At 72.0% G+C, this 14,943-nt stretch carries 11 protein-coding genes and 1 pseudogene; 4 read left to right on the forward strand and 8 right to left on the reverse strand.

Features of this window, described 5'->3' with window-relative positions; all coding sequences use genetic code 11:
- Positions 1-44 precede the first annotated feature (44 nt).
- The gene (gene ssuE, locus MOV08_RS09435) at positions 45-605 is read left to right on the forward strand and encodes an NADPH-dependent FMN reductase (protein ID WP_275307004.1); all 561 of its coding nucleotides are present in this window, start codon (positions 45-47) and stop codon (positions 603-605) included.
- A 45-nt stretch (positions 606-650) separates the two neighbouring features.
- On the opposite strand, the gene MOV08_RS09440 is transcribed toward ssuE, so the two are convergent.
- From MOV08_RS09440 to MOV08_RS09460, 5 genes are all read right to left on the reverse strand, one after another.
- Positions 651-1,241, reverse strand: coding sequence for a GTP-binding protein (locus MOV08_RS09440; RefSeq protein ID WP_039631015.1), 591 nt, complete (start codon positions 1,239-1,241; stop codon positions 651-653).
- Positions 1,228-1,593 (reverse strand): DUF742 domain-containing protein, encoded by a 366-nt coding sequence (locus MOV08_RS09445; protein ID WP_039631017.1) that lies wholly within the window; start codon positions 1,591-1,593, stop codon positions 1,228-1,230. The genes MOV08_RS09440 and MOV08_RS09445 overlap by 14 nt, the downstream gene beginning before the upstream one ends.
- Positions 1,590-1,991: a roadblock/LC7 domain-containing protein gene (locus tag MOV08_RS09450; RefSeq protein ID WP_039631019.1), complete on the reverse strand. Its 402-nt coding sequence runs from the start codon at positions 1,989-1,991 to the stop codon at positions 1,590-1,592. Before MOV08_RS09450 ends, MOV08_RS09445 begins: the two co-directional genes overlap by 4 nt.
- Positions 1,988-4,321, reverse strand: coding sequence for a sensor histidine kinase (locus MOV08_RS09455; protein WP_275307005.1), 2,334 nt, complete (start codon positions 4,319-4,321; stop codon positions 1,988-1,990). The genes MOV08_RS09450 and MOV08_RS09455 overlap by 4 nt, the downstream gene beginning before the upstream one ends.
- A gap of 202 nt (positions 4,322-4,523) precedes the next feature.
- The gene (locus MOV08_RS09460) at positions 4,524-5,969 is read right to left on the reverse strand and encodes an AfsR/SARP family transcriptional regulator (protein ID WP_275307006.1); all 1,446 of its coding nucleotides are present in this window, start codon (positions 5,967-5,969) and stop codon (positions 4,524-4,526) included.
- Positions 5,970-6,222: 253 nt separating this feature from the next.
- On the opposite strand from MOV08_RS09460, the gene MOV08_RS09465 reads away from it, so the two are divergent.
- A complete protein-coding gene (locus MOV08_RS09465) occupies positions 6,223-6,825 on the forward strand; it encodes a hypothetical protein (protein WP_039631021.1) in 603 nt (200 codons plus the stop codon).
- A 372-nt stretch (positions 6,826-7,197) separates the two neighbouring features.
- Here MOV08_RS09465 and MOV08_RS44160 read toward each other — a convergent pair.
- Positions 7,198-7,383, reverse strand: a pseudogene (locus tag MOV08_RS44160) (hypothetical protein); the annotation flags it as partial.
- A gap of 1,086 nt (positions 7,384-8,469) precedes the next feature.
- The gene (locus MOV08_RS09475) at positions 8,470-9,156 is read right to left on the reverse strand and encodes a Crp/Fnr family transcriptional regulator (RefSeq protein WP_275307009.1); all 687 of its coding nucleotides are present in this window, start codon (positions 9,154-9,156) and stop codon (positions 8,470-8,472) included.
- Positions 9,157-10,181: 1,025 nt separating this feature from the next.
- Here MOV08_RS09475 and MOV08_RS09480 point away from each other — a divergent pair.
- Together MOV08_RS09480 and MOV08_RS09485 are read left to right on the forward strand one after the other, a co-directional pair.
- Positions 10,182-11,660, forward strand: a complete 1,479-nt coding sequence (locus MOV08_RS09480) for a glycosyltransferase family 39 protein (RefSeq protein ID WP_275307011.1) — start codon at positions 10,182-10,184, stop codon at positions 11,658-11,660.
- A 51-nt stretch (positions 11,661-11,711) separates the two neighbouring features.
- Entirely contained in the window at positions 11,712-12,392 is a 681-nt protein-coding gene (locus MOV08_RS09485) for an HdeD family acid-resistance protein (protein ID WP_039631027.1), read from the forward strand.
- 1,048 nt (positions 12,393-13,440) lie between these two features.
- On the opposite strand, the gene MOV08_RS09490 is transcribed toward MOV08_RS09485, so the two are convergent.
- Positions 13,441-14,700, reverse strand: a complete 1,260-nt coding sequence (locus MOV08_RS09490; protein WP_420834287.1) for an MFS transporter — start codon at positions 14,698-14,700, stop codon at positions 13,441-13,443.
- Between the last annotated feature and the right edge of the window lie 243 nt (positions 14,701-14,943).

A 14,943-nucleotide genomic window follows, 5' to 3' on the forward strand; every position in this document is an offset into this window, starting at 1 on the left:
ACCGAGCCGTTCCGCACGCCCAACTCCCGCCAAGGAGCCCTCAGATGACGTCCCTGCTCGCCGTGTCCGGGAGCCCGTCCTCGGATTCGCGCACGGCGCTGCTGGCCGGCCACCTCGTGCGGCGCCTGTCGCTGGTCGGCCTGCCGACGACCCACCTCAGGGTCCGGGACCTGCCGGCGGCGGAGCTGCTGGCCGGCCGGACCGAGCACCCGGCGCTGCGGCGGTCCCTGGACGCGGTCGAGGCCGCGTCCGGGATCGTCGTGGCCACCCCCGTGTACAACGCCGCCTACAGCGGCCTGCTCAAGGCGTTCCTCGACCTGCTGCCCCGCACCGTCCTGGCCGGGAAGGCGGTGCTGCCGCTCATGACCGGCGGCAGCTCCGCACACGCCCTGGCGATCGACTACGCGCTGCGCCCGGTGCTCTGCGCGCTGGGCGCCCGGCAGGTCGTCCGCGGCGCCTTCGTCCTGGACCGGACGATCGAGCCGGGCCCCGACGGTGCCCTGCGGATCCACCCGGACACCGCTCCCCGCCTGGACCGGGCCCTCGACGAGTTCCTGGTGGCCCTCACCGACGGCGTCACGGTCTCCGTCATGACCGGGAGTTGAGGCGGCTCGCCCCCGCGGCGCCGTCGCGGGGGCGAGCCGGCCGGGTCAGGCCGAGGCGGCGGGTGCCGCCCCGGCGATGAGCAGGTCCAACAGCGACAGCAGGGCGCCGCGGACGTCCGCGCGGGAGCGGGCGTCGAGCATCAGGACGGGGGTGTCCGGGTCGCCCAGGTGCAGGGCCGCCCTGATCTGCTCGGCGGTGTACGGCTGTTCGCCGTCGAAGCAGTTGGCGCCGATGACGAACGGAAGCCCGCGGTTCTCGAAGAAGTCGATGGCCGGGAAGCTGCGGTCCAGCCGTCGGGTGTCCACCAGGACGATCGCGCCGAGCGCCCCCGCCAACAGGTCGTCCCACATGAACCAGAAGCGCTCCTGGCCCGGGGTGCCGAACAGATAGAGGACCACGCCGGCGTCGGCGAGGGTGATCCGGCCGAAGTCCATGGCGACGGTGGTGGCGGTCTTGAACTCGATGCCGTCGAGGTCGTCGACGCCGATCCCGGCGGCGGTCAGCCGCTCCTCGGTGCGGAGCGGCTCGATCTCGGAGACCGCCTCGACCAAGGTCGTCTTGCCGACCCCGAACCCACCCGCGATCAGGATCTTGACGGGGGACTCTTCCTGGGCGCTTGTGTCATATCCGGGCAAGGTTGTCCCTGATTTTCATGAGCAGGTGGACATTGGAGGTTTCGTTCGCTTGCAGGGGCGGCCGGTGCTGGATCAGGCCGCGCTCCGCCAACTCGCTGAGCAGGAGCACCATCGGGGTCAGCCGCATGTGCATCCGCGCGGCGATCTCGGCGACGGCGCGCCCGTTCGGCGGTTGGCACATGCCGAGGATGGCCTGCCACTCGGTGGGCAGACTGCCGTCGGCATCCGCCGCGACCCTGGCGGTGATCAGGGTGTCCATGGTCAGGGCGGCGCCGGGTGCGGTCGTCCGCCCGTCGGTGAGGGCGTACAGCCGCGCCCGCCGCCCCCTGCCGGGCTGTTGTTCGGCGGTCATGACGACTTGGGTGCCGGAACCCGCTCGGGGGTGCCGAGCCACTCGCCGAGCGCCTGCGAGGCCCGGACCACTTCGCCGCCGAGCTCCCCGAGGCGGGCCTTGCGCGAGGTCACGACGATGAGCGTGCTGCCCTCGCCGCACCCGACGATGCACAGGTAGCGCTCGTTCATCTCCACCAGCTGGCGGATGACCCGGCCGCCGTCGACCTCCCGGGAGATCGCCTTCATGGTGGCCGCGATGCCGGAGGACGCCGCGGCTATCCGTTCCGCCTGGTCCCGTTCCAGTTGGTACGAGCTGAGCATGATGCCGTCGTTGGAGAGCAGCACGGCGCCCTCGATGCCGGCGATCCGGCTCAGATTGTTGTCGAGGATGCTGTAGATCACGTCGTTCGTCGTCATGACTTGTCCCGTCGGAGCTCGATTTCCACTGTCTCGGTGCCCTGCTCGTAGTCCGCCCAGGCGTCGGCGACCTCTTCGGGCGTCGCGGTGTCCGGGCTGACCGGTTCCGAGGTGCGGCGTTCGCGGAGCTGCTGGGCGATGTGCGTCTGCGGTCTGCGCTCCGGCAGGGGCGGCGGGGCGGCGTCGTCGCCGGGCGGGGTGCGTACCGCGGCCGGCGCCTGGCTCGGCTGCCGGCGCGGCAGCCCGGCCACCGTGGCGGTGGGGGCGGGGGTGGCGGGGCGCGGGTGCAGGGTGAGTTCGGGCTTGCGCGCTTCCCGGCGGTCCGGCGCGGGGGTGCGGGGCGCCGCCGCACCGGGCGTGCTCGCCGGCTCGCCGCGGACCAGGTGCTCGGCGGGAATGATCACGATGGCGGAGGTCCCTCCGAACGTCGAGCGGCGCAGGGTGACCCGGGCCTGGAGCTGGTCGGCGAGGTGCCCGACCACGAAGAGGCCGAGCCGGTGGGCGTTCTCGGCCAGGACGGAGTAGGGCGGGGCGGCGTGCAGCCGGCCGTTCATCTCCTCGTAGCGCTCGGCGGCCACCCGCGGACCGCGGTCCTCGATCTCCACCGACAGCCCGTCCGTGACGAGTTCGGCCCGGATGGCGACCTTCGATGCGGGCGGCGAGAACCGGGTCGCGTTGTCCAGCAGCTCGGCGAGGAGGTGGCTGATCTCGCTGATCACCCGCGGCTCGACGCTGACCTCGTCGAGGGCGATCCGCTCGATCCGCCGGAACTCCTCGACCTCCGCGGCGGCCTCGCGCAGCAGGTCCGCGACGCGCATGGGCTCGACGTGCGGGTCGGGGATCTCGCCGCCCGCCAGGATGAGCAGGTTCTCGATCTGCCGGCGCATGCCCACGGTCAGCTGGTCGGACTTCATCAGCTCGGCGAGCAGCGCCTCGTCGTGGCCGAAGGTGTCCTGGAGCTCCTCGGTCAGGCCCAGTTGGCGGCTGACCAGGTTTCCGGTGCGGGAGGCGATGCCGGCCGCGAACATGCCGAAGCCGCGGCGTTCGTCGGCGAGCTGCCGGTGCCCGTCGACGGACACCGCGACGGAGCGGGCGAACGCGTCGCTGATCCGGCCGACCTCGTCCCGCTCGTGGCTCTCCGTCGGCAGCGCGTCGGCGTCGATGCCCTGACCGCGCTGCAACCGGTCCACGATCTCCGGCAGGGTCTCCTCGGCGACGGTGACGGTGCGTTCGTGCAGCAGGGCCAGGCGGCGCAGCACGGTGCGCGTGGTGAACACCGCCACGGCCACCACGAGCAGCAGCGCGGCGGCGCTGATCCCGACCATCCACGCGAGGTCGCCGTCCAGGTCCTCGGCGGTGGCCTCGGCGTTGCCGATCACCGTGCGCAGCTGGTCGGCGTTGAGTGTGGTCAGCTGCGGGACGAGCTGTGCGTACATGTCCGGCCAGTCGTGCGTCGCCCGGGGCAGCACGACGCCGCCCGGTACGTCCTGGTGGTCGGAGAGGGCCGCGTCCTCGATGCGGGCCTTGGTCTTCCAGGCGTCCGAGGACTGGATCTGCGCGACGGACTGTTGTCCCTTTTCGGACAGATACGGAACGATCGACGAGACGTACAGGAAGCGTTGGGCGCCCACGGCGTCGGTGAACTCGCCGAACTTCGCCGCGCTCAGCTTCCCGGTCGGGCCGGCGGCGGCCAGGAGGGTGTCCTCGCGGGCGAGCACCTCGGCCGCCTCGATCAGGGCGAGCACCGGCCGGCTCTGCTGGCTGAGCGCCGCGTCGTCCAGGTTGCTGAACTCGCCGAAGACGCCGATCAGCTGCTCGATCACGCCGCTGTAGTAGGCGGTGGTGCGGTCCGCGCCGCCGCTGCGGACGTCCGTGCGCTCGCGGTAGGTGTCGAGCTGCGCCAACTGCTTCTGCGCATCCCGGACATGCTGGTCGATCCGGTCGTCCTCCCGCGTGTCCCGGGCGCCGGCGGCCTGCTGGAACGCGGCCACCGCACGGTCCGTGTCCGCGCGCCCGCTACTGAGGTCCGTGTGCGAGACCGGCCGCCCGGCCCAGCGCGCGGCCGCCGTGCTGCGCTCGGCCTGGAGCGCGGTCATCAGCTCGTACAGGGGGGTGCCGATCCGCTCGCCGTCCGCCACGTCGGCGCGCAGGTTCGCGGACTGCCGGAGCAACCGGTCCGCGGTGAAGAAGCCCTGGGCGCCCATGGCAACGGTGGGCACCACGGCCAGCCAGATCAGCAGGGTGCGCAGCCGCACCGCACCCCGTCGCCGTTTTCTCGCGGTCTTGCGCTGTCCGTCGGGCCGTGGGCCTTCGGGGTCTATGGATGTCATCAGTCCTCGTGGGCGGAGAGGGGCGATCAGAAGACCAACAGCGGTTCGGCGGTTCCGCCCGGGTAGGGGGAAGACACCAGTCCGACATCGGCAGGCCGTGGGGGGTGCCGATCATATCCAGCCACCAACCGAAGGGTAGAGGTTGCCCCGGCAGGCAACGACTGCTAACCATCAGCGCATGTGCTCGGTGGCGGAAGTGCCGTCAGAGCCGCGCCACCTCGGCCAGCTCGGCCCGGGCCAGCCGCACCTCCTCGATGGCCTGGAGGTGCCCGCCGTCCGCCGCACAGCGTCCGGCCCGCTCCAGCAGCCGCCGGGCCTCCTGCGGCGCCGCGCCGCCCCGGACGCGGGCCAGCGCCGTGAGGGCGAACGCCAGCGCCGTGCCGCCGAACGGCTCCGCCAGTTCGACCGAGGCCAGCGCCAGGCGTTGGGCGTCCGCCCGTTCACCGCGCAGCAGATGCAGTTCCGCCAGGTTGGCCCGTTCGAAGGCGGTCGCCGTGGGGCGGCCGGCCTGTTCGGCCAGGGCCAGCGCGCGGCGCCCGTACACCAACGCCGCACCGTGCCGTCCCGCACGGCGCTCGGTCTCCCGCAGCACGGACAGCACGGTGGCCAGCAGCGCCCGGTCACCGGACGCCTCGGCCGGTGCCAGCGCCGCCGTTGCCGGGCCGGCCGCCTCGCCGGCGAGGCCGGACAGGCCCAGGCAGACGGTCTGCTGGGCCAGCGCACGGGCCAACAGCACCGGATGGTCGGCCCCCCGCGCGGCCCTGGCACAGCGCTCCGCCGCCCGCGCGGCCGCCAGACCCTCCGCGTACCGTCCGCAGTAGGAGAGCACCGCCGAACGCGCCATGTGGTGCGCGGCCCTGATGTCGCCGGGGGTGTCGGGGCCGGGCGGATGGGCGTCCAGCACCGCCAGCGCCGCGTCGCCGCGACCGCGGCCGAGCACCTCCGCCAGCCGGGCGGCGGCCAGGGTGCAGGCGTCGCGCAACCCTTGGCGTTCGTACCCGTGCAGGGCCTCGCGCGCCACGGTGAGGGCCTCCGCGTACCGCCCCGAACGGTCCAGGTGCAGCGCCCAGTCCAGCCGTACCCGTGCCGCGTCCGCCTCCGGCCGCGCCGCGCCGCCGTGCGGTCCGCGGTGGTCGGCCAGTGCGCGCCGCAGATCGGCGCGGCGGCGCGCCAGGCGCTCCCGGGCCGGTTCGGCCCAGGGGGCGTGGCGGTCCTCGGGCAGCAGCTCCCCGTCCAACTCCTCCAGCGCACGGACGAGTTCGGGGCGCCCACCCCCGTCGAGGGCCCGTCGGGCGAGGGTCTCGGCCTCGTCGACGTCCACGCGTACCGTGTCCGGTACCAGTCGCAGCAGATCGCCGTCGGCGGCCAGATACGCCGAGGTGCCGCGCGGCGGCAGTTCGGGTTCCAGCGCGTGCCGGGCGGTGTGCAGCGCCACCCGCAAACTGCCCAGTGCGGCGCGTAGTTCGGCGTGCGGCCAGCACACCGCCATGATCTGCTCGCGGTGCAGCGCATGATCCGGGGCGAGGGCGAGCAGCTTGACCAGGGTCCGGGCGCCGGTCCTGGACCAGCGCGCCGCGAGCGGCACGCCGCCCTCGCGCGCCAGCCGGAACCCGCCGAGCAGGCGAATGCGCAGCAGTGGGGGATTCATGAGCCGGACACTCTAACCCGTGGTGAACTCCTCCGGCGGATACGGGAGTTACACCCGCGTTACTGGCCGGATCTGGTCCCTGGTCGGGGCACGTCGTCCGGGGTGCACCCGTGGGAACGCGTCAATGTCGTCGAGTCCGCCCGGTGGCCGGGTGACGTGCGTTGACGATGCGACGGGGGGTGCTGAGGATGGGCCCGTGCACACCGCCCGGCCGGCGACGTCTCCCCCACCGACCCCGTCCCGAGGAGGAAGCGTGAAGCGCTCCTACGCCCTTGCGGCGTCCGTTCTCGTCCTGTTGTCCGGTACGGCCGTGGCGGCCAACGCGGCCAACGCGGCCGGCACGCCGCGCGGCGGCCCCGCCACCGCGCCCGCACGGCACCACCTGTCGGCCGCCGCGGCCTGGTGCGCACAGCAGGGCGGCACGGCGGAGACCCGCGTGCCCTACTACACCGGCACCGGCAACAAGATCACCCCGCTGGGTGGTGAGCGCGAGATGTGCCTCTTCACCGCCGGCGACGGCAGCAAGATCATGATCGGCGCGGACACCCTGGCCGCCGACAAGCCGACGCTGGCCGCGCTCGCCTACGTCCGCAAGCCCAGCGGCCCGAGCAGCCCCGGCAATCCCTCCATCGCCTACTGCCAGGGCATCAACGGCACCGCCATGTTCGGCAACCGGCCCACGGACGGCGGCGGTTGGGGTCCCAGGAACGAGACCGACCCCTCGAAGGCGACCTCCGCCTGCATGTTCGCCGACGGCTCGGTGATCGACGCCTGGGGGCTGAAGTACCACCAGGGCGGCGTCATCCGCGGCGCCGACCTGACGAAGAAGTTCCGCGCCACCATCCCGGGGGCGTGACGGCGGGCGGCGCTGCCGGGGCGGGCGGTGTCCGGTGCGGCGAGAGCACGCACCGGACGCCGCCCGGCGGCCGGGACCGTGCGGGCAGACCCTAGAGACTCCACGACACCGTGCCGTCCGCGGAGACCGGACGGCGTGCACGACCTCCGGTGGCGGCTCGACGCCGGCGTCGGCCTCGACGTAGCGGCTGACCTGGCTCTTCGTCAGATTGCTCAACCCGATCCGCACGCTGGACTGCAGGCGCAGCAGCCCGCCGATGCCGCGCCGGCCCTCGGCCGCGAACGACGGCTCGGGATCGTGGTAGGTCACCACCAGCAGCACCCGGGCGTGGTGCAGGTACGCGGACAGGAACTCCAGCAGCAGGACGGACGGTTGGTCCGCGGACTGCACGTCCTCCAGCACGATCAGCAGGGGCCGGCGCGCGGAGTGCTTGCGCACGAACGACGTCAGCGACTCGAACAGCCGGAACCTGGCGGCCTCGGGCGAGACCTGCGGCAGCGGTGCCACCTCGCCGATGCGGGCCCGCAGTTCGGGCAGGAAGGTGACCACGTCGGACACGCCGTCGCCAAGCGCCGTGCGCAGCGAAGTGGCTGTCGCCCTCGCCCTGATCCCTCGGATGGAACCCGCCGAAGCGGTCGACGACCTCCGTGCACAGCTGCTCGTACCGCTCGACCGCGGTGACCATGGTCTGCGGGTTGGTGTCCCACAGGCGGGTCGAGTCGCACACGTCGGTCAGCAGGAACGTCACCGTGCCCGTGGGCAGCCTGGCGGTCAGCCGGGCGCGTAACCGCCGGACGAAATCCACCGGGGAGGGCGGGCGCAGCACCGGGTCGTGCGCGAGACCGGTGCGCAGTACGTGCGTGATGAGCGCGGCCTCCCGCGGCGAGGCGCTGAGCCCGTGCTCGGCCGCCGACGCCGGCGACAGGCCCGTCAACAGGTGCATGGCGAGCGCGGCGAGACTGTAGAGGTCGCTCGCCGGGGTCGGCTCCTCGCCGGCCAGCACCTCCGGCGCGAGAAAGGGCACGACCGCCGCCGGCGCCGGCCCTCGCCGGGCCCGCACGAGCGAAGTGGCCAGGCCGTGCACGCACACCCGCCCGTCCGGCCGGACGACGAGCCGTTCCGGGCTGAGCGCCCCGTGCGCCATGCTCGGTCGCCGCGCCCGCAGGAATTCCAATACGTCGGCGATCTGCGCGAGTTGGTCGAGCGCTACCGCCACCGGAAGCGGACGGGTCCCCCACCGCTCACCGTCGACCCAGTCGCTGATCAGGCAATACCGCGCATCGTCGTGGAACGCGTCGCGCAACAGGACGAGCCCGGGATGCGGCGGCATCGCCAGCACCTCGCGGATACGCTCGGACAGCCGCCGACGCATATGTGCATCGTCGAGCCGTTGGAACTCAAGGTTCACCAGCCGATCGAGCTGGCGGTCCCTGGCCAGCAGGAATCCCTGGGCATCCGACGGACCCGGAACCACTTCATACCGATCGCGCACGTACGAGGACACTGCGCCGGCACCTCCCCACTCCCGCGCGCCCCTGACGGGCGCTCGACCACCACTTCACCCGCGCCGGCTCCGACAGCCGTGTCACGCGCAGGAGAAAGCGGGGAACTCCTCGAGGGAACTCCCCCCGCATGACGCCCCTGCTAATTGCCGGACTGCCGCCGCAATCCCGCCGGATCGATCAGTGCGATACACGGACCGCGCAACTCGATGAGCCCGCTGCTCGCGAGCGACTGCAACCCCCGGTTCACGGCCGGCCGGGACGCGCCGATCATGGCGCCCAGATCGGACTGGGTCAGCCCCAGGTCGAGCACCGCCGGCGCGCCGGCGAGTCCGCGCTCGTGGGCGAGCCGCAACAGCACACTCGCGAGCCGGCCGCGCAGATCGAGGAAGGCGAGCTCCCCGGTCTGCTCGGTGAGTCTGCGCACCAGCCCGCCGAGCAGTTTCAGCAGCGCGTCCATCACCGGCGGATGCGTGTGCATCAGCCCGAGCAGCACCGGACGGTTCAGCAGCAGGGCCCTGGTCGGCTTCGTCGCGATGACCGACGCCGAGCGCGGCACCTGGTCCAGCACCGCCATCTCCCCCACCACCTCGCGCGGCCCGAGCGTCGCGAGTACCAGTTCATCGCCCTGCACCGACGTGAAGACGACCTTCACCAGACCGGAGACGATGATGAAAAGCCGGTCACCGGGATCTCCCTGATAGAAAAGGAATTGACCACGGGAGAAATTACGCGACACGCACGAACGAGCAACGCTCAACAGCGCGTCCTCGCCGAGCGATTGAAACAGCGTGGTGCGGGCCAACGTGGCCACTACTTCAGCGTCCACGGGAGGCTAATTCCCCTCGAACGGCAACAGCCACGCTCGAACGGAGCCGGAATTCCGGGCCCCGACACCGAGAACAACCACACCCCGCGGAACTCACCATCGGCACACACGCATCAACCGCGATAAAATTCGGCGCTCCCCTACCAGCCGCGACATACACGCACTACCCCCCACGCTGCCGATCCTCAATTAACCGAAATCAGGATACCGCCCAGCGCCCAGCGGGGATCATCCCACCGATAAGCGACACCCGCAACGATCCCACTCTCCGATCATGTGAAAATTTTGTGACGGCAGCTACCGGCCGGTTTCCACTTCTCCCACAAAGCGGGCCAAATTCATTCACCCAGACCGGCCGACCCGCATCACCCCCGGCCACCAATCGACCAGGATTCCGATTCCGGCAACAAGAAATTCCCCTCACCAATCCCCGTTTCCCCCTCCCCTTTCCGCAATCGATAACAGAACGCGGAACCGACGCCCGCCCCCACCGGACGACGCACGGCAGGCGGCGGATCGAGGACGGCAAACCGAGGGCGGCCCACCAGGGCACCGCAGACCAGCACCTTTAGGACATACGTTCACGATGTAACTTGAACGTGAAGGCTCGCGATTCGTACCGTAGGGAACGCGATCAGGAGGCATGGCATCGAGTTCATGCCCGCACAGGGGGAGCATCGCCCATGACGAGGAAGACGACCACGGGGTTCGCCGTCAACGACACGGCGCCACTGGGGGCATCGCCCGACCGCCACTAGGGCCTGTCCGACCCTGACCCATCGGACAGACCTCGGGCCGCGTCCGCGAAGTCCGGCCCGCCGGGCCGCACTCCACGCCCGAACGGCACCGCACGCGCCCAACAGGCCCGTGCCCCGGGCGACTTCGGCGCCGTAGCCCTCCGCGCCCGAGTGCGACGCGTGACGTCCGACGCGGCCGAGCCGAACCGCCCGGCACCGCCGAGTCATGCGTCCCCTCGGCCCGGCCGGCCGGCCCCCACCCCCACCGTCACCGTCATTGGAGGCACAGTGCGACACGGTCGCATATCCGTCTGCACAGGTCCGGCCGTCCTCGCCCTCGCCCTCGGGCTGTGGGGCCTCACGCGCGAGCACAGCATGTGGCGTGACGAGGCGGCGACATGGCAGGCGGCACATCGGTCGCTGGCGGAGATAGCGCACATGGTCGGCCAGGCCGACGTCGTCCACGGCCTCTACTACGCGGTGATGCACGCGGTGTTCGTCCTCTTCGGCGACAGCCTGGTCACCCTGCGGCTGCCCTCGGTGCTCGCCACCGCCACCGCGTGCGGCCTGACCGCACTGGTCGGCGCCCGGCTCGCCGGACGCTGGGCCGGGATGGCGGCCGGCTGTGCGCTGGCGGTCGTCCCGGCGGTTCAGGAGCACGCCCAGGAGGGGCGGTCCTATGCCTTCGTCCTCGCCTTCGTGATGCTCGCGACCTGGCTGCTGGTGGGGGCCCTTGAGCGGCCGACCGGTCGGCGGTGGGCCTGGTACGCGGGGGCCGTGCTGGTGGCCGCGTGGCTCAACTGGTTCTCGCTGTTCGCGCTCGCCGCGCATGCCGTCACCCTGGTGTGCGTCCGGGCCGACCGCGCCCGCCGGGTCGGGTGGGGGCTCGCCGCCTCCGGGGCCGTCGTCGGAGCCCTGCCGGTGATCTTGACCAGTCGCAGCCAGGTCTCGCTGGTCTCCTGGATCAAGCCGCTCGGCTGGTCGACCGTGCTCGGTGTGCTGATCACCGTGGCGATCGCGGCCCTCTGCGCGCTCCTGCCACGGGCGCGCCGCCCCGAGCGCACCCGAGCGGGAGAGCCGCACGGGCGGGTGACCCTCGCAGCCGTCGCGCTGCCGCTCTGCGCGGTGCCGCAACTCGGCCTGGCGTTGATGTCCGTGGTCAAGCCGCTCTACGTCACCCGCTATGTGCTCTTCGCGTACGCAGGTCTCGCACTCTGCACAGGCGTCCTCGTGGTCACGCTCGCCACGCGCCTGCGGACCCACGCCCGCATACTGCTGCCGACCACCGTGGCCGTCGCCCTCGTGGCGCTGCTGCCGATCGAGCTCCGGCTGCGCACCATGGAGAGCCGCGTCGACGACGTGCTCACCGCGGCGGCCACCGTCGACCACGTCCGCAGCACCGCCGACGGTGTGCTGTTCCTCCCCGCCGCGCGCCGCGACACCGCCCTCGTCTCGCCCCGGGCGTTCGCGGGTCTGCGGGATCTGGCGCTGGCCCAGGGGCCGGTGGAGTCCGGCACGCTGAAGGGCATAGAGGCCGGGCCGCGGGACATAGAGCGGGCCATGCTGAGCGCCCGACACATCGTGCTCGTCACCGATCCCGGTCCGAGCCGTGCCGCTTCCGCAGCCGACCGCACCAAGCGGCGGGTCCTGGACACCTACTTCGTGCGCCGCTCGGACAGCGTCCAGCGGGGCCGCAGGGTGAGCGTCTACGAGCGACGGGCGACGGGCCGTCCCCACTCCCCGAGCGCGACTGGGCCGAAAGGGTGACGATGGAGGTGTCCAGACCTGATCCTGCTGTTCCAGAGAGAGGCAGGCGGCATGACTTCCCCCTCCGAATCCTCAGGCAACAGCCCGCCGCGTGAGCCGCAGGCCGAGGGCGCCTCCCCGATGGGCGAGGCGCTGGGCACCCTCGCGAACCGCAGCTGGCAAGCCCTGATCACCATCGGCCTGGCATCGATCGCCCTGGGTGTGGCCGTGCTGGCCTGGCCGGGCAAGACACTGCACGTCGTCGGCGTGGTCTTCGGTATCTTCCTGCTGGTCAGCGGTGTTTTCCAGCTGGCGGCGGCCTTCGGCGCGCACGTTCCCGGCCATCTGCGGGCGCTGCACTTCATCACGGGTGCGCTCAGTGTTCTGCTGGGGCTCGTCTGCTTCCGGGGCACCCTGCAGTCGATACTGCTGCTGGCCCTCTGGATCGGCTTCGGCTGGTTGTTGCGCGGCATCATGATGACGGCGGCCGCGGGGTCCACTCCCAACATGCCCGCCCGCGGATGGCAGATGTTCCTGGGAATCATCACCGTCCTCGCCGGCATCGTCCTGATCGTCTCGCCGTTCCCCTCGATCGCCGTGCTCACCATGGTGGCGGGAATCGCGGCCATCGTGCTGGGCGTGGTCGAGGTGGCCCATGCCATCCAACTGCGCGTCGCAGCCGGCCGGCTCACCAAGGGCACCACCACCAAGCACCGGTCCCCGTTCCACTTCCACCCCCACCCACAACACTGACCCGCGCTACGGACCGATCGCGTAGCGCCCTCCACCAGCCACCGGGGCGGCGACTCCCGCCGCCCGGTGGCGCACAGCCGTGGTCGCGACCACCCACCGGACCACGAAAAGTCGAGACGGGTCGCAATCGGGGCGGTGCGCAACCGAGGGAGCCGTTCACCGTCCTGCGCAACAACATCCACCCGGACGTGCTGCTCGAACTGGCCCCCTTGCGCGAAGCGGTGAAAACCGGAGTCCTGGGCGGTATCAGCGCTATCAGCGGTACCAGCGGTGAGGGGGACATCGGATACCTCGGATACGTCGGATACGTCGGATACCTCGCCAGGGAGGACTGCGCCGCGGTGGGCGCGGCCCTGCTCGCCGAGGGCGGGCACACGGGCGAGTGCCTCGACGTCACCGGGCCGGTCGCGGTGAACTACGCGGGAATCGCCGACGCGTTGACGCAGGCCACCGGCCGACCGGTGCGCTTCGAGGCACGGCCCGAGCCGGAGACCGCCGCCGCGTACGCCGCGCGCGGTGCAGTCGCCGCCGGGGCGGGCGGCTGGACGCACCGACGTGCGAAGGACAGTGCGCCCCAGCCTCACCCCGACCGTCCTGACCGGACCGGGCGTGATCCCGACGCTAGAGGGCCGAGCGGCCTGCCGCGAGGCGAGCTGCCCCGTTCTCCGTACGAGACGCTCCATCGGGCACGGGGACAAGCCGAGCTGAGCAGACCACGCCCGCGCCCGATCCCGAGCCCGAAAGGAAAAGGCCCCCTCCTCTTACGAGGAAGGGGCCTTTCATGGAGCGCCCGGCCGGCCTTGCACCTGCATCTCCCACCGGTTGGTGGACGTCTTTCCTTGGACCACGGACGCATGACTCCCACCCGCTGCCCGCGGGGCGAAGTTGCGTCATGATCATATCGGATCCGCGATGCCGCCGCGAACCGCGCCGGAGCCCCGGACGTCACCCGAGGCGAGCTCGACGCAATCAGCGGCGTCATGCCGTGGTCAGCGATGACCTGCCGTGGTCACCAGCGGCATGCCACGGCCGGTGGTGGCAACTTCCCCTACCCGCGCGCCTCTCCGCCCCGCGCCGCGACCAGTACCGCGCCGGCCACGGCCAGGAGGGCGACCGCGAGGCCGAAGGCGGTGGCCGCCGCCGGCAGGCCGATGGCGTCACTGAGGTAGCCGTCGGCGACCGGGAGGGTGCCGGCGAGGAGGTAACCCCCGGCGTTCAGGGCCGCGTTGGCCTCCGCACGGCGGGCGGCCGGGACCTCGCGGCTGAGCAGCGTGAGCCCGCCCAACTGGCCGGCGCCCTGGCCCGCACCGGCCAGCACCACCGCGGCGACCAGAGGGACGAGCGTGGCGGTGTGGATGGCGGTGACCAGCGCCAGGGTGCCGGCGACGGTGGCCGCGCCGGAAGCCAGCAGGACGGTGCGGACGGCCATCCGCCGCAGCGCGAACTGCACGCCGGTGGCGGACAGGAACATCACCAGCGCCATCCCGCCCGCCAGCGCCCGGTTCGCGGTGCCGAGCAGACCGGCCAGCAGCGAGGGCCCGAGCGACAGCACGAAGGACGTGGCACTGATGCCCGGTGCGAACGCGGCCAGTCCGAGGGCGAGATGACGCCGGTTGGCCCGCGGCACGGCCGGCAGCCGGACCCAGGAACCGGACGCGCCGGCGCCGGCCCCGCGGTCTCGCCGGGGCAACGGCATCCTGACCACCGCCACCAGCGCCGTCACCAGCAGGACGGCTTCCACGGCGAAGACGGTCACGGTGGGTGCGGGCGCGGTCTCCGACAGCACCCCGGCCAGCACGGGGCCGATCCCGGCGCCCAGGACCATTCCGGTGGACGCCAACAGCGGCCCGATCCTCCGCCCGGCCGCGACGTCCGTCACCGCCGCCATGCCGGCCGACACCGCGACGCCCGTGGCCACGCCGGTCAGCAGGCGGGCAACGACCAGGGCCGCCACCGAGGGTGCGGTGGCGTAGACGAGGCAGGCGACAAGGCCCAGGAGCAGCGCCGGCACCAGGACCGGCTTGCGCCCGATGCGGTCCGAGGCCACTCCCGCCACCGGCAATGCGCCCAACAACCCGACCACATAGGCCGCGAAGATCAACGTCAACGTGCCTGAAGTGAAGCCGAGTTGGCGTTGCCAGACCGCGTACAGCGGCATCGCCGCGTTCGACAGGACGAAGACGGCGACCACCGGCCACGCGGCGAACCAGATCTCCCTGGTAGGCGGCACCGATGACGTCGACGACGCGGTCGGCACCGACGGCTCCGCACGGGAAGCCGCCGGGCGCGGCGCACGAGTTCCGGGCATGGGCGCCGTACGGGTTTCAGGCATGGGTGTCCCCTCCTCATCCAGCCAGTACGAGATGATTCGCACAAGCGGTACGAGAAGATTCGTACAGGGTTCTGCAGTACGATGCAAGTCGTACTGCAGACGACGGGTACGGGTGAGGCCGCCGCACGGGAGGGACGCAGCCATGGGCACAGACATGGAAACAGGCATGGACACAGACACGGATACCGACACAGAAACGCGCACAGGCATGAGCACAGG

The organism is Streptomyces yunnanensis (genome assembly GCF_029011865.1).
Classification (GTDB): domain Bacteria; phylum Actinomycetota; class Actinomycetes; order Streptomycetales; family Streptomycetaceae; genus Streptomyces; species Streptomyces yunnanensis.

Excerpts from the sequence above, each read along its gene's own strand:
- ssuE (WP_275307004.1), top strand. The coding sequence starts at position 45 with ATGACGTCCCTGCTCGCCGTGTCCGGGAGCCCGTCCTCGGATTCGCGC.
- MOV08_RS09445 (WP_039631017.1), bottom strand. The coding sequence starts at position 1,593 with ATGACCGCCGAACAACAGCCCGGCAGGGGGCGGCGGGCGCGGCTGTAC.
- MOV08_RS09450 (WP_039631019.1), bottom strand. The coding sequence starts at position 1,991 with ATGACGACGAACGACGTGATCTACAGCATCCTCGACAACAATCTGAGC.
- MOV08_RS09455 (WP_275307005.1), bottom strand. The coding sequence starts at position 4,321 with ATGACATCCATAGACCCCGAAGGCCCACGGCCCGACGGACAGCGCAAG.
- MOV08_RS09460 (WP_275307006.1), bottom strand. The coding sequence starts at position 5,969 with ATGAATCCCCCACTGCTGCGCATTCGCCTGCTCGGCGGGTTCCGGCTG.
- MOV08_RS09485 (WP_039631027.1), top strand. The coding sequence starts at position 11,712 with ATGACTTCCCCCTCCGAATCCTCAGGCAACAGCCCGCCGCGTGAGCCG.
- MOV08_RS09490 (WP_420834287.1), bottom strand. The coding sequence starts at position 14,700 with ATGCCCGGAACTCGTGCGCCGCGCCCGGCGGCTTCCCGTGCGGAGCCG.